13 protein-coding genes are annotated in these 14,191 nt (G+C 68.6%); 12 read left to right on the forward strand and 1 reads right to left on the reverse strand.

Going from position 1 to position 14,191, the window contains the following annotated elements:
• Window positions 1-50 precede the first annotated feature (50 nt).
• The 8 genes from ACO07J_RS04000 to ACO07J_RS04035 all read left to right on the forward strand — a co-directional run bounded on the left by ACO07J_RS04000 (window position 51) and on the right by ACO07J_RS04035 (window position 8,418).
• The gene (locus tag ACO07J_RS04000) at window positions 51-581 is read left to right on the forward strand and encodes a TRAP transporter small permease (RefSeq protein ID WP_300895623.1); all 531 of its coding nucleotides are present in this window, start codon (window positions 51-53) and stop codon (window positions 579-581) included.
• Complete coding sequence (locus ACO07J_RS04005) at window positions 578-1,843, forward strand: TRAP transporter large permease (RefSeq protein ID WP_422026549.1); 1,266 nt, start codon at window positions 578-580, stop codon at window positions 1,841-1,843. Before ACO07J_RS04000 ends, ACO07J_RS04005 begins: the two co-directional genes overlap by 4 nt.
• A gap of 47 nt (window positions 1,844-1,890) precedes the next feature.
• Complete coding sequence (locus ACO07J_RS04010; protein ID WP_422026551.1) at window positions 1,891-3,582, forward strand: thiamine pyrophosphate-binding protein; 1,692 nt, start codon at window positions 1,891-1,893, stop codon at window positions 3,580-3,582.
• Window positions 3,583-3,598: 16 nt separating this feature from the next.
• Window positions 3,599-4,366 (forward strand): SDR family NAD(P)-dependent oxidoreductase, encoded by a 768-nt coding sequence (locus ACO07J_RS04015; protein WP_422026553.1) that lies wholly within the window; start codon window positions 3,599-3,601, stop codon window positions 4,364-4,366.
• Entirely contained in the window at window positions 4,363-5,250 is an 888-nt protein-coding gene (locus tag ACO07J_RS04020; protein WP_422026555.1) for an NAD-dependent epimerase/dehydratase family protein, read from the forward strand. Before ACO07J_RS04015 ends, ACO07J_RS04020 begins: the two co-directional genes overlap by 4 nt.
• 142 nt (window positions 5,251-5,392) lie before the next feature.
• On the forward strand, window positions 5,393-6,349 hold the full coding sequence (locus ACO07J_RS04025) for a tripartite tricarboxylate transporter substrate binding protein (protein ID WP_422026557.1): 957 nt from the start codon (window positions 5,393-5,395) through the stop codon (window positions 6,347-6,349).
• Window positions 6,350-6,399: 50 nt separating this feature from the next.
• Entirely contained in the window at window positions 6,400-6,894 is a 495-nt protein-coding gene (locus ACO07J_RS04030) for a tripartite tricarboxylate transporter TctB family protein (RefSeq protein WP_422026559.1), read from the forward strand.
• 45 nt (window positions 6,895-6,939) lie between these two features.
• The gene (locus ACO07J_RS04035; RefSeq protein ID WP_422026561.1) at window positions 6,940-8,418 is read left to right on the forward strand and encodes a tripartite tricarboxylate transporter permease; all 1,479 of its coding nucleotides are present in this window, start codon (window positions 6,940-6,942) and stop codon (window positions 8,416-8,418) included.
• A 21-nt stretch (window positions 8,419-8,439) separates the two neighbouring features.
• Here ACO07J_RS04035 and ACO07J_RS04040 read toward each other — a convergent pair whose 3' ends face one another.
• Window positions 8,440-9,780, reverse strand: a complete 1,341-nt coding sequence (locus tag ACO07J_RS04040) for a PLP-dependent aminotransferase family protein (protein ID WP_422026563.1) — start codon at window positions 9,778-9,780, stop codon at window positions 8,440-8,442.
• Window positions 9,781-9,894: 114 nt separating this feature from the next.
• Between ACO07J_RS04040 and ACO07J_RS04045 the strand changes: the two genes are divergently transcribed.
• Genes ACO07J_RS04045 through ACO07J_RS04060 form a run of 4 tightly spaced genes read left to right on the forward strand, consistent with a single transcriptional unit; the run spans window position 9,895 to window position 14,161 of the window.
• The gene (locus tag ACO07J_RS04045; protein WP_422026565.1) at window positions 9,895-11,202 is read left to right on the forward strand and encodes a hydroxymethylglutaryl-CoA reductase, degradative; all 1,308 of its coding nucleotides are present in this window, start codon (window positions 9,895-9,897) and stop codon (window positions 11,200-11,202) included.
• A gap of 26 nt (window positions 11,203-11,228) precedes the next feature.
• A complete protein-coding gene (gene dctP / locus ACO07J_RS04050) occupies window positions 11,229-12,269 on the forward strand; it encodes a TRAP transporter substrate-binding protein DctP (protein ID WP_422026567.1) in 1,041 nt (346 codons plus the stop codon).
• A gap of 60 nt (window positions 12,270-12,329) precedes the next feature.
• Window positions 12,330-12,839: a TRAP transporter small permease subunit gene (locus tag ACO07J_RS04055; RefSeq protein ID WP_422026569.1), complete on the forward strand. Its 510-nt coding sequence runs from the start codon at window positions 12,330-12,332 to the stop codon at window positions 12,837-12,839.
• Window positions 12,839-14,161, forward strand: coding sequence for a TRAP transporter large permease (locus ACO07J_RS04060; protein WP_422026571.1), 1,323 nt, complete (start codon window positions 12,839-12,841; stop codon window positions 14,159-14,161). Before ACO07J_RS04055 ends, ACO07J_RS04060 begins: the two co-directional genes overlap by 1 nt.
• The last annotated feature ends 30 nt before the right edge of the window (window positions 14,162-14,191 follow it).

Raw genomic sequence — 14,191 nt, forward strand, 5'->3', positions numbered from 1 at the left:
ACCCCGATCCCGGCACCCCGGACGACCCCACACCCCCCGCGAGGAATGACATGCAGACCGGACTGATCAAGGCGCTCGACAGGTTCGAACTGGTCTTTTCCAATCTGTCTCTGGCCCTGCTGGTGGTGGTGCTCGCCCTGCAGGTGATCTTCCGCTACGTCTTCCAGATCGGCCTGACCTGGAGCGAGGAAATCTCGCGCTTCGCCTTCGTCTGGTTCGTCTACATCTCCGCCAGCCTCGCGGCACAGCGCGGCACCCATATCCGCGTTACCCTCTTCGTCAACCTGATCCCCGGCGGGCGCAACATCGCCCTCCTGCTGGCCGACGCCATCTGGATCGCGTTCAACCTCTTCGTCGTCGCCGCGGGCGTGATGCTGATCCAGCGCACACTGGCCTACCCGGTCTATTCCACCGCGCTCTTCCTGCCGCTCGCCTGGCTCTACAGCGTCGTCCCGCTGGCCCATGCGCTGATGATCCTGCGCATCCTCCAGCGGCAGTGGGGCTACTGGCGCCACGGCATCCCCGTCATCGCCTCCGAGGCCGCGGCCCACGCCGCCCGTACCGAAGGGCAGGGCGCATGATCTTCGTCGCCGTCTTCCTGCTCTGCCTCGTCCTCGGCGTGCCGATCTTCGCCACCCTCGGCGTGCCCTCCCTGATCGAGCTGCTGAGCTCCCCGATCCCGCTGGAATCGCTGGCCCACAGCCTCTTCGACGGGGTCGACAAGTTCCCGCTGCTGGCGATCCCCAACTTCGTGCTCGCCGGCGCCATCATGGCCCGCGCCGGCATCACCCGCGACATCATCGAGGTGATGCGCGCCGTGGTCGGGCAGGCCTATGGCGGCCTCGCCATCGTCACGATCCTGTCCTGCATGTTCTTCGCCGCCATCTCCGGCTCCGGCCCCGGCACGGTGGCGGCCATCGGCACCCTGCTGATCCCGGCCATGAAGGAAGACGGCTACCCGGCCGATTTCTCCGCCGCCGTGGCCTCCTCGGGCGGAACATTGGGCATCCTGCTGCCGCCGTCGAACCCGATGATCGTCTACGGCGTCCTCGCCTCGGTCTCGATCGGCGACCTGTTCCTGGCGGGGCTGCTGCCGGGCATGCTGATGGGCGCCCTGCTGGTCACGACCACGTGGTTCCTCTCCCGCCGCCACGGCTATCGCGGGGGCCAGGCCCGATTCGACCGCCGCGCCTTCGCCCTGGCCCTGTGGCGCGGCAAGTTCTCCCTCGCCACGCCATTCATCGTGCTGGGCGGCATCTACGGCGGCGTCTTCACCCCGGTCGAGGCCTCGGTCGTCGCCGTCGGCTATGCCCTGCTCGTGGGCCTCCTGGTCAAGCGCAGCATCGGCCTGCGCGCCACCTGGGAAGCCCTGGGCGAGGCCAGCACCGTCTGCGGCGGGCTCGTCCTGATCATGGGCACGGCGATCTTCTTCGGCGAATTCCTCGCCCTCAACATGATCCCGCAGAAGATCGCGGCCGCCCTCCTGAACATCACGACCGACCCCACGCTCATGCTGCTGCTGATCGCGCTGATCCTGATCGTGCTGGGCACCTTCATGGAAACCCTCTCGACGGTGATCATCCTCACCCCGATCCTGCTGCCGCTGATCCTCAAGCTGGGCATCGACCCGATCCATTTCGGCATCCTGCTCGTCGTCACCTCCGAGATCGGCTTCCTGACGCCGCCGCTCGGGGTCAACCTCTTCGTCGCCTGCGGCATCTCGAACCTGACGATCGAGGAGGTCTCGCGCCGCGTCCTGCCCTTCATCGCGACCATCATCCTGGGGCTGCTGATCCTGCTCTTCTTCCCGCAGATCAGCCTGCTCCTGCCATCCCTCAAGTAACCAAAGGAAACCGGCGCCCCCGGCGCCGGACAAGGAGACAAGACAACATGCTCACCAACGAAGGTGTCATCAACACGTTCCTCGAAGCAGGCATCACCCGTGGCTTCACCCTGCCGGGCCTCGGGATCACGTGGTCGCTGCCCGCGTTCCACGACCGCAAGGACGAGTTCGAGGTCGTGCTGGCCCGCAGCGAGCAAAGCGCCAGCGTGATGGCCCAGGTCGCGGGCAAGATGACGGGCAAGCCGGGCCTGCTGATGGCGCAGGGGCCGTTCTCCACCTCCACCGGCGCCTTCGGCATCCTCGAAGGCTACTTCTCCTCCTCGCCCATGGTCGTGCTGACCGACACCTCCTGCTATGACGGCTTCGCCCAGCACGGCGTCTACCAGACCATGACGGGCGATTACGGCGCGGCCGACGCTTTCGCCGTGCTCAAGACCATGACCAAATACGCCACCTACGCCACCACGCCGACCGAGGCGGTCTACGGCGCGCAACTGGCGGTCAAGCACGCCTCGACCCCGCGGCAGGGGCCGGCGGCGGTGGTGATGCGCACCAACGTCATCAAGCAGGAACTGCCGGAAACCGCCCGCGCCCGGCTCTACCCAGTCGACGGGCACCTGAAATACACCGCCCCGCGCGTGGATACCGACGCCGTCGATCGCATTGCCGCCCTGCTGGCCCAAGCGAAACAGCCCGTCATGATCGTCGGCAACGGCGTCTACGGCAGCCGCTGCGGCCCGGCGCTCCAGGCGCTGGCCGAACGCAATGGCATCGCCATCGCCTCCAGCTACCACGGCAAGGGCACCATCGACGAGGGCTGCGACATCGCCGTCGGCATGATGGGCACCTGGGGCTCCGCCGCCGCCAACCGCGCGGTACAGGCCGCCGATCTCGTGCTGGTCATGGGCTGCTCGCTCGGGCCGGAATACACCCGCTTCCGCGACGAGAAGATGATCCGCCCCGGCGACCAGACCATCATCCAGGTCGACCAGGACCCGCTCAACGCCGGCTGGGTCGTGCCCGTCGACATGGCGGTCACCGCCGACGTGGCCGAGGTCGCCGCGCTCCTGTCCGACACCGCCCCCCACGACGCGGCCCTGGTCGAACGGCGCAAGGCGGCCATCGCGAAGATCAAGCAGGAAAACGACTACGGCGTCCTGCCCAGCTACCAGTCCCGCCCCGGCACCGTGCATTACGCCGACATCATGCGCGGGCTGCAGGGCTTCCTTGGGCCTGATGACCTGATCACCATGGATGCCGGCACCAACCGCATCTGGGCCACCTGCCGGCTGCCCCTGCGCCATCCCAACCAGCTTGTCGCGCCGGGCGGGATCGGCGGCATGGGCTGGTCCACCCCGGCGGCCACCGGCGCCAAGATCACCGCGCCCGAAAAGCGCGTCACCGGCGTGATCGGCGATGGCGGCTTCATGATGACCATGGATGCCATCGCCACCGCCGCCGAACAGGGGCTCGACGTTGTCTACGTGGTGGCCAACAACGCCGGCCTCGGCATGGTGCGCGACAATCTCGGCAACCAGAAGATCGCGGTCGACTTCCTCGACCACGACTTCGCCAAGGTGGCCGAGGGGCTGGGCGGCAAGGGCCTGACCGTGACCGAGGGCGACCAGATGGGCGACGCGTTGCGCGAGGCGCACGCCATGGGCGGGCCGGTGGTGATCGACGCCAAGGTCGACCCGGCGGCCAGCCACCGCGACTGTTCCGACTATGCCGAGCTCTGAGCGAAAGGCCCCGCCGATGAGACGTTTCGAGAACCGCACCATCCTCGTCTCCGCCGCTGCCGACGGGCTTGGCCTCGCCATCGCCGAACGGCTCGCGGCCGAGGGCGGCACCGTCGTCGCCCTCGACCGCAGCGACGAGGCGATGACCGCCGCCCGCGCCCGCCCCGAGGCCGCCGACATCCGCTTCGAGAAGGTGGACCTGATGGACCCCGCCGCCATCACCGACACCGTCGCCCGCCTCGAGGCCGACGGGCTGCGCTTCGACACGCTGGTCAACAACGCCGGCGGCTCGCTGCACACCCCGCGCCCCTTCCTCGAGGAAACCGACGATCACTGGAAACTGGTGATGGACCTCAACGTCGCCGCCACCGTGCGGCTGACCCGGGCGATCCTGCCGCACATGCTGGAAAAGGGCTTCGGCCGCATCGTCAACCTCGGCTCGAAGGCCGGCCGCTACGGCAGCCTCTTCACCGGCGCCAATTACGTGGCCGCCAAGGGCGCGGTCCAGTCGATGACCCTGCAACTGGCACAGGAATTCGGCCCCTCCGGCATCACCTGCAACGCGGTCTGCCCCGGCGCCATCCTGACCCCCCGGGTCGAGCGGCTGCTCTCCGAGCGCATGACCCAAGCCGAACGCGACGCCGCCATCGCCCAGATCCCCTTGCGCCGCAACGGCCGGGTCGAGGACGTGGCCAGCGCCGTGGCCTTCTTCGCCGCCGACGAGGCGGGTTTCATCACCGGCCAGATGCTCGACGTGAACGGCGGGCAGGGGATGTGCTCGTGAGTAACGATCCCCTCGGCCCGGTCCTGATCACCGGGGGCGGCGGCTTCCTCGGCCGCGCACTCACCTCCCGGCTGCTCGACGCGGGCGAAACCGTCGTCACCCTCGACCTCCAGCCCGCCGAACGCGGCGACCCGCGCGCCACCCATCTCGGCGCCGACATCCGCGACGGCGCGGCCCTGCTGCACCTCGCCCGCACCCACGACATCCGCGCCATCGTCCACCTCGCCGCCCTGGTGATCCCCGACTGCCGCAGCAATCCCTTGCTCGGCGCCGAGGTCAACGTCATCGGCCACCTCAACATGCTCGAGCTCGCCCGCAGCCTCGGCATCCGCCGCTTCCTCTACACCAGCTCCATCGCCGCACGCCCCCGCCCGCCCTTTGACGCCCCCGTCAACCTCTACGGCGTCTGGAAACGCGCCTGCGAGGACGCCGCCAAGGTCTGGTTCCTCGACCACGGCCTGCCCTCCGTCGGCCTGCGCCCCAACGTGGTCTACGGCCCCGGCCGCGAAAGCGGCGAGACGGCGGCCATCACCCTCGCCATCAAGGCCGCCGCAAAAGGGCAGCCCTACGCCATGCCCTTCACCAGCCGCATGTGCTTCCAGCATGTCGACGAGGTGACCGACATCATGGAACGCTGCCTGCGCGTGATCCCCGCCGAGCCTGTCGTCAGCGACCTGACCACCGACATCGCCGGCACCGACGACGTCATCGCCGCGATCCGCGCCTGCGCGCCCGACGCCCGCATCACCCCGTCCGACACGGCGCGGCCCTCGCCGCCCGAGCTCGACAACCGCCCGCTGGTCGACCTGATCGGCGACTGGCGGAACATCCCCCTGGCAGAAGGAGTACGCCAAACGTTCGACCACTACCGAAAGACCGCCTGAGGGCGGACATCACGACCTGCCACGCGCCGAGGCGCGACGGGCGCGCAGATCGACCTCCCCCAGGGGGGTCCTACTGCGTCGCCCGGTTTTGCGTTACGACGGGGGGCAGGGCCGCATCATTGACAAGGTTCAGGAGGAAACCATGACTATCAGGAAATTCGCAACCGGAACACTCGCGGCCGGCGCCATCGCCGCCGCGCTGCTCCACGCCGGCACCGCCGCGGCACAGTCGGTCACCATCGTCGTGCCGTTCTCGGCCGGCGGCGGCACCGACATCACCACCCGCTCCATGCAGGAGGAGATGGCCAATTCCCTCGGCGCCAACGTGGTGGTCAAGAACACTGCCGGGGCAGGGGGCACCATCGGCGTGGCCGAGGCCGCCCGCGCCCGGCCCGACGGGCGCACCATCGCCATGGCCCCGGTCGGCCCGCTGACCACCCAGACCCACCTGCGCAAGCTGCCCTACTCGGTCGACAGCTTCGAATATATCTGCCTCGCCTACTCGGCCCCCACCGCCATCGCCGTCGGCAAGGATTCCGAGTTCGAAACGCTGGAAGACCTCGTGGCCCACGCCAAGGAAAACCCCGGCGATCTCACCTTCGCCGTCCAGGCCATCGGCTCCATCCCCCACGTCGCGGGGCTGGCCCTGGCCGACGCGGCAGGGATCGAGATGACCTTCCTGCCGGTCGACGGTGACGGCCCGGCGCTCAAGGCGCTGCTCGACGGCACGGCCGACCTCTTCATCCCCCACGTCTCCTTCCTCTACAGCAACGCCGACCAGCTCCGCTCGCTGGCGATCCTCAAGGACGGGCGGCTCGACACCATGCCCGACGAGGTGACGGCGATGGAACAGGGCTATGACCTCGACATCCCGATCTGGGGCGGGCTGGTCGCGCCCAAGGGCACCCCGGCGGAACAGGTCACGGCGCTCGAAACCGCCTGCGAGGCGGCGATCTCCTCGGCCCCCTTCCAGGAGCGGATGGACCAGCTTCAGCAGCCCACGGCCTACATGAACGGCGCCGATTTCGAGGCCTTCGTGAAAAAGCAGTACGACCGCAACCGCGGACTGCTGGAAAAGGCGGGCCTCTTGGCCGAATGATCGCGGGGGGCGCCCCCCGGGCGCGGCGTGCGCGGTAACAGGAGATGCAGATGAAGACGCATGACACCGACCCGACACACCCGCCCGGCGGGCGCGCCATCGCGATCGGCGTGGCCCTGGCGATCCTCGCCCTGGCCGCGCTGCTGTTCTCGCAGACCTTCGCGGAAATCAGCGCCTTCGCCCGGGCCAGCCAGGGGCGGGGGCCGTTCTTCTACCCACGCTTCATCCTCGCCGCCGTGGCGCTGCTGGGCCTGCTGTTGGTCCTGCGCCCGGTTCCCACGGACGAACCCGTGCCCTCGGGCGCTGGGCTGCGCCGCGCGACGGGGCTGATCCTCGCCGTCGCGGCCTACGCGCTGGGCCTGTCGCTGGCGGGCTTCCTGATCTCCAGCCTGCTCTTCGCCTGCCTCGCGCCGCTCTTCCTGGGCTACCGGCGGCTTGCCGTCACAGCCCTCGTCGCGGCGGTCTTCTGCCTCTCGGTCTGGTACCTGTTCGAGAACGCCTTCCTCATCATCCTGCCGCGCTCGCCGTGGTTCGACGGGTTCTGAACACATGCAAGCAGACACCTTACCCCAAGACGAAGGACCAAACGCATGGAGCTGATCCTCGGAACCCTGGGCGAGATCGCGACGCCGCTCGCGCTGCTTTGCATGGTCGCGGGCACGGTGGTGGGCGTCCTCGTCGGCGTCCTGCCGGGTCTCGGCTCGGTGGTGGGGCTGACCATGGTGCTGCCCTTCACCTTCTCCATGCCGCAGGTGCCGGCGCTGGCGCTCATGCTCGGGGTCTATTGCGGCTCGGTCTATGGCGGCTCGATCACCGCCATCATCCTCAACACGCCCGGCACGCCGCAATCGGCGGCCACCGCGATGGAAGGCTTCCCCATGGCCCGGCGCGGCGATGCCGACATAGCCATCGGCTGGGTGACCTCCGCCTCGACGCTGGGCGGACTGTTCTCGGTCCTCGTGCTGATGCTGGCGGGGTCGTGGCTCGCGGCCTTCTCGCTCAATTTCACGCCGATCGAGTATTTCGCCCTCGGCGTCTTCGCCCTGACCTGCATTGCCGGGGTCTCTGCAGGGGCGATGGTGCCGGGCCTCTTGTCCGGCGCCTGCGGCCTGCTGGTTGCCACCATCGGCGCAGACCCGGTCACCGGCGACCTGCGCTTCACCTTCGACAGTTTCGAACTCAGCGCCGGCATCACCCTGATCCCGGTCATCGTCGGCCTCTTCGCCTATTCCGAGATGTTCCTGCGCGCGGCCCGCATCGACCCCTCCGCCGCCCGCGAAAAGATCCGCGTGGGCTTCCGCCTGCCGCCGCTGAAAGAATGGCGCAGCCGCCTCGGCATGCTGGCGCGCGGCTCGGTGATCGGCTGTTTCGTCGGCGCCCTGCCGGGCACCGGCGCCGCCACCGCGGCCTTCATCGCCTATTCCGAGGCGCGCCGCACCTCGAAACGCCGCGACAATTTCGGCAAGGGAGAGCCCGACGGCCTCGTCGCCTGCGAAAGCGCCAACAACGCCGTGACCGGCTCGGCCCTCGTCCCGACCCTGGCGCTGGGAGTGCCGGGCGATCCGGTCACTGCCGTCATGCTGGGCGCGCTCATCATCCAGGGCGTCACGCCCGGCCCCCAGCTCTTCACCCAGAACATCGAACTGGTCTACGCGATCTTCGCCCTGCTGATCGTCATCAACCTGATCATGTTCGCCACCGGCGCCCTCGGCGCGCCGCTTTTCACCCAGGTCCTGCGCATCCCCGAACCGCTGCTCATCGCCATGGTGCTGATCGTCTCGACCCTCGGCGCCTACGGCGTGCGCGGCAACATGCTCGACGTGTGGATTGCGCTCGGCGCGGGCGTCGCGGGGGTGTTCATGCGATTGGCCGGAATGCCGGTGGCGCCCTTCGTCATCGGCATGGTGCTCAGCCCGATGATCGAGCAATCCCTCCGCCAGGGGCTGGTGCTGACCCGTGGCAATTTCCTCGCCTTCTTCGAGCGCCCCATCGCGCTGGTGCTCTTCCTCGTGACCGCCGGCATACTGCTCTGGCCGCTGATCCGCCGCTGGCGGGCCAAACGCGCCTGACCGCGCGCCGGGCCCCCGGTCTCAGCCCAGCGTGCGCAGGAAGGAATAGAACCGGCTGTCCTGCACCCGGCTCCAGTTGACCCGCATCGACGGCCGCTCCGACCGCCCGGTCACCCGGAACAGGCTGCCCGGCGCCAGCAGGATCCCCTTCTGCGCCGCCGCGTGCGACACCTCCATGTCGTCAAGCCCCTCGGGCAGGTGCACATACCCGTAAAGCCCCCCATCGGGCGGCGCGAACTGGCGGAAGCCCAGCCGTTCAAGCCGCTCCACCCCGTCCTCCCGCTCCCGGTCCAGCCGCCGGCGCAGCGACGTGCGCACCTTCTCGAACCGGCGCGACCGGATCACCTCGGCAATCAGCCGCTCGGTATGGCTCGAACTGTTCACCGCCAGGATCATCTTCAACTCGGCGATGCTGGCCGCGATCTCCGGCTCGGCGATCAGGAAGCCCGAGCGCAGCGACGGCGACAGGATCTTCGAATAGCTGCCGATCTGGATCACCCGCCGGAACTGGTCCAGCGCCGCCAGCCGCGTGCCCCGGACACCGGGCAGGTCGATGAACGGGTCATCGTCGATCACCAGCATCTCGTACCGGTCGGCAACCTTCAGGATGGCATGCGCGCTCGGCAGGTCGATGGAACAGCCGGTGGGGTTCTGCGCCAGCGACTGCGTGAAGAACAGCCGCGCCCGATGTTTCTGCGCCGCGGCTTCGAGGCTCTGCGGGTCCGGCCCGCTGGGCGTGCGCGGAATGCCCACGAACTTCACCTCCGCCAGCTTGAGCTTCGAGAAAAGCGGATAGTACCCGGGATCGTCCACCAGCACGGTATCGCCCGGCCGCGTGAAGCGGCGGATCACCAGGTCCAGCGCATGGTTCGCGCCGAAGGTGGTGACGATCTGCGCCGGCGTGGCAGTGATGCCCGCCGCCACCTGCGCCGCCGCGATGCACTCCCGCAGCGCCAGCAGGCCGTGGGGCGAACCATAGCCGCCTTCGCCCGCCGGCAGGGTGATCGCCGGCATGGTCGTCATCATCCACGATTCCGGCGGTCGCCCGTCGCCCGCAAGCACCGTGTAGGGCCGGTCAAGCTGGACATGCAGCAGCGACACCGTATCGCTGGCCTCGCGCAGGTTGGTGGGCTCGGCAATGCTGGGCGCCAGCCGCGTCACGTAAAACCCAGAGCCGCGCCGCGACCGGGCCAGCCCGTGCGCCACCAGCCTGTCATAGACGGTGACGATCACGTTCTTCGACGCGCCGAACCGGTCCGACGCCTGCCGGAGCGACATCAGCTTCGCCCCCTCGGCAAGCTCGCCGCTCTCGATCCGCTGGCGGAGTGTCTGGAAAATCCGGTCGGTCTTGCTCTGGGCCATGCGCTGATCTGTATCCGTTTCGAGACGGGTACAGATACCGATATTTTCCGAAACTGTACCAATACATCCGAAATTTTTTCCCCGATGGTCGGCGCCAAGGATGGAGGAGCCTTCATGACAGACGCGACCCGCGGCACGCCGACCGCACTCGATTCCCGTATCCCCGGCCTGCGCGATCTCGACCCCGCCGACCGCCGCAAGGCCGTCGTCGCGGCGGCCGGGCTCGACCCCTCGGGCGCGGCGGCCCTCGCGGGCGAGGGCACGCTGCCCCTCACCGTCGCCAACGGCATGATCGAGAACGTCATCGGCACGTTCGAGCTCCCCCTCGGCGTGGCGCCCAACTTCCTCGTCAACGGCCGCGACTACCTCGTGCCGATGGTGGTCGAGGAACCCTCCGTCATCGCCGCGGCCTCCTACATGGCCAAGCTCGCCCGTCCCGGCGGCGGCTTCACCGTGCGTGCCACCCCGCCGATCATGCGCGCCCAGGTCCAGGTCATCCGCGTCACCGATCCCTGGGGCACCCGCGCCGCGCTGCTGGCCCACGAGGACGAGCTGATCGGCATGGCCAATTCCCGCGACACCGTGCTCGTGGGCCTCGGCGGCGGCTGCAAGGGGATCGAGGTCGAGGTCTTCTCCGAAAGCCCCATCGGCCCGATGGTCGTCCTGCACCTGCTGGTCGATGTCCGCGACGCCATGGGCGCCAACACCGTCAACTCCATGGCCGAGATGGTCGCCCCCCGCATCGAGGAGATCACCCGCGGCACCGTCCGCCTCCGCATCCTCTCGAACCTCGCCGACCGCCGCCTCGTGACCGCCTCGGTCCGCCTCGCCCCCGCCGCGCTCGACACCAGGACCCTCAAGGGCGCCGACGTCGCCCGCGGCATGGTCGAGGCCTGCGCGCTCGCCATGGTCGACCCCTACCGCGCGGCCACCCACAACAAGGGCATCATGAACGGCATCGACCCCGTCGTCGTCGCCACCGGCAACGACTGGCGCGCGATCGAGGCGGGCGCCCATGCCTATGCCGCGCGCTCGGGCCGCTATACCTCGCTCACCACCTGGGAAATCGCCAGTGACGGCCACCTCGTCGGCACGCTGGAGCTGCCCATGGCGCTCGGCATCGTCGGCGGCGCCACCCGTACGCACCCCGCCGCCCAGGCCGCGCTCGCGCTGATGCAGATCACCTCGGCACAGCAGCTGGCCGAGGTCACCGCCGCCGTCGGGCTGGCCCAGAACATGGCCGCCTTGCGCGCCCTCTCCACCGAGGGGATACAGCGCGGGCACATGGCCCTCCATGCCCGCAACATCGCCATCACCGCCGGGGCCGGCGGGGCAGACATCGACAGGGTCGCCAAGGCCATCGTCGCGGCCGGCGACGTCAGCGTCGGCCGCGCAAAGCAGGTGCTCGACGGCACCGACTGATACCAACCAAAGGGAGGAAACCTACCATGACCAAGACCACACGGCGCCACATGCTGCGCCTCACCGCCGCCAGCGCGCTGGCGGCCCCCGCCATCGTGTCGGCCAGCGCCGTCCGCGCGCAGGGCACGACCCAGTGGCGCATGCAGGCGCTCTGGGGCGGCGGCACCACCCCCATGCTCTACGAAGAAAAATTCTGCGAGCGGGTGAAACAGCTCACCGGCGGCTCGCTCGAGATCACGCCGTTTTCCGGCGGCCAGATCGTGCCCGCGGCCCAGGCCTTCGACGCCGTGCGCGGCGGCGCCTTCCAGATGATGAAAACCTTCGACGGCTACACCGCCGGCAAGATCAAGGCGCATGGCTTCTCCTCGACCGTCCCCTTCGGCTTCCCCGAGGCCGACCAGTACGAGGCATGGTTCTACGAACGCGACGGGCTCGAAATGGCCCGCGAAAGCTATGCGCCGGCGGGCCTGACCTATGTCGCCCCCACCGTCTATGGCGAAGAGCCCATTCACTCCAAGGTCGAGATCCGCAGCATTGCCGACATGAACGGCCTCAAGGGCCGGTTCGTGGGGCTCGCCGCCGCCGTGATGGCCGATTTCGGCGTCTCCGTCTCGCCGCTGCCCACGGCCGAGGTCTATTCGGCCCTCGACAAGGGGCTGATCGACTTCGCCGACCGCGGCGATATCAAGGCCAATTACGAGGAAGGCCTGCACGAGGTCGCCAAGTACCTGATCCTGCCCGGCGTGCATCAGCCATCGACGGCCACGGCCTATGTCGCCAACACCGCCGCCTATGACCAGCTCGACGACCAGCAGAAAGCGGCGCTCGAAGTCGCGGCACGCGAAGTCTCCGGCGCCCTGCGCCAGAACATCATCGTCGACAACGGCGAGTACCTCGAGAAGTACCGTGAAGCCGGCGTCGAGATCGTCGACTTCGCGGCCGAAGACGTGGCCCAGGCCCGCGCCTCGGCCGTGGAAAGCTGGAAGAAGGCCGCGGGCGACGACGAACTCGCCACGCGCATGATGGAAAGCCAGATGTCGCTGATGGAAGAGCTTCGCCTGCTCTGATACCAGACGGGGGCCGCGCCGGCCATCGGCGCGGCCCCCGCAAGCCTCGGAGATGACCCCATGATTGCCCTCGCCCGGAGCGTGACCGCGCTGAACCGGCTGATGTTCTCGCTGGCCAAGTGGCTGGTCTACGGCATCGTTCTCTTGATGCTCTGGGAAGTGCTGTCGCGCTATCTTCTGCAGGCACCCACCTCCTGGGCCCCGGAACTGGCCACGCTCGTCTTCGGGCCCTTCTTCCTGCTCGGCGGGCCCTACCTGCTGCATCTGGGCGGACATGTGGCGGTCGATATCGTCTCCGAAAAGGCCACCGGCCGGCCCGCCGCGGTTCTGAAGATCATCGGCTTCCTGCTGGCGGCGGTCTTCGGGGCCATCCTGCTGTGGTTCAGTGTGCCCCTCGCCCTGCAATCATTCACCTATGGCGAGACCAGCTATTCGGCCTGGAACCCGGTCGTCTGGCCCGCCAAGGCCTTCCTGCCGCTGGCCGCGCTGCTGCTTGTGCTTCAGGCCCTGGCCGAGTTGGTCCTGATCTCCCGGCCCACCGAACCCACCGAACCCGCCGAAGCCGCGTGATGGAAAGCTCGCTGATACTTCTCTTCATGTTCACCTCGCTGGTGGTGTTCATGCTGTCCGGCGCGGGGCTGGCCTTCGTGCTGGGCGCCATCGCCTTCATCTCGACCATCCTCCTCTGGGGGCCCTCGGCCCTGATCGTGGCGGTGCTGAACACCTTCGACACGATGACCTCCGAGGCGCTGATGGCCATTCCGCTCTACGTGCTGATGGCCTCGATCCTGCAGAAATCGGCGATCATCGACGCGCTCTACGACGCGATGGAGGCATGGTTCTCGGGCGTCAACGGCGGGCTCGCGGTGGGCACCATCGCCATCTGCACCATCCTTGCGGCCATGACCGGCGTGGTCGGCGCCGCCGTCGCCGCCATGGGCATCCTCGCCCTGCCATCCATGCTGTCGCGCGGCTACCACCCGCCGCTGGCGCTGGGGGCGATCTGCGCGGGCGGCACGCTCGGCATCCTGATTCCGCCCTCGGTGGTGACCATCGTCTACGCGATCACCGCGCAGATCTCGATCGGCAAGATGTTCGCCGCCGGCATCGTCCCCGGCCTGATCCTCGCCGGAAGCTACGCCCTCTACGTGCTCGTCCGCACCTGGCTCAACCCCTCGCTGGCGCCCATCCCGTCCGACACCGTCTCGCTCCCCCTGCGGGTGAAACTCTCCAAGCTCAAGGCGCTCATCCTGCCGGGGCTGGTGGTGGTGGGCGTGCTCGGGTCGATCTATGCCGGCATCGCCACCCCGACCGAGGCCGCCGCCGTCGGCGTACTGGGCGCCGCCGCCTCCGCCATCGTGACGCGCCGGCTGTCGCTGCCCATGCTGTCCGACGCGGCAACCGACACCCTGCGCGTGACCGCCATGATCCTCTGGATCACCATCGGCGCACGGGCCTTCATCTCGGTCTTCGTGGCCACGGGCGGGGCGGATTCCCTCCTGACCTTCGTCGAAACCCTCGACGCATCGCGCTGGGTCATCCTCGGGGCCATGGTACTGGTGCTGATCTTCCTCGGCCTGTTCCTCGACGAGATCGGCATCATCCTGCTCTGCGTGCCGGTCTTCCTGCCGATCGTCGCGGCGCTCGAATTCGATCCCCTCTGGTTCGGCGTGCTCTTCATGATCACCGCCCAGATGGCCTATATCACCCCGCCCTTCGGCTACACGCTGTTCTATCTCAAGGGAGTGCTGCCCGCGGGCATCGGCATCGGCCAGGTCTATCGCGGCGTGGTGCCGTTCTTCCTGATCCAGGTACTGGTGCTGATCCTCTTCGCGATCTTCCCCGACCTCGTGACATGGCTCCCCGAGGCGCTGACCCGCAACGCGCGATAGCCCCGGGGCCCGTCACCGCCGGCCCCGCGG

Source organism: Roseovarius sp., assembly GCF_965228755.1.
Lineage (GTDB): Bacteria > Pseudomonadota > Alphaproteobacteria > Rhodobacterales > Rhodobacteraceae > Roseovarius.